Annotated in this window: 1 pseudogene; it reads right to left on the bottom strand. The window is 69.9% G+C overall.

Annotation, left to right across the window (positions count from 1 at the left end):
• Positions 1 to 342, bottom strand: a pseudogene (locus tag IZR01_RS54690) (IS3 family transposase); the annotation flags it as partial.

Below are 342 nucleotides of genomic sequence, written 5' to 3'. Positions count from 1 at the left end.
TCGGCGCGGGCGGGATCCTGCGTTGCTTCAGGACCCTGCGGATCGTGCCTTCCCCCACGCGGTGACCGAGCCGGCGTAGTTCACCCTGGATTCTTCGGTGGCCCCAGCCCGGATTGTCGCGGGCTAAGTGACGATCAGATCGCGTAACTCCTGGGACAGTGGCGGCCGACCCGGCGAGCGGGGCTGGGTCCACCTGCGTTTCACCAGGCGCCGGCGCCAAGCCAGCAACGTCGCCGGCGTCACGATCCGATGCGCGCGCAGCTCACGCGGCAGAAGCCTGGCCAGAGCGGCCAGCACCGCCCGATCGGACCAGGACGGTTTCGGCTTCCCGACCTGACGACG

The organism is Catenulispora pinisilvae (assembly GCF_015356865.1).
GTDB lineage: Bacteria > Actinomycetota > Actinomycetes > Streptomycetales > Catenulisporaceae > Catenulispora > Catenulispora pinisilvae.
This window is presented reverse-complemented; position numbering and strand designations above follow the sequence as displayed.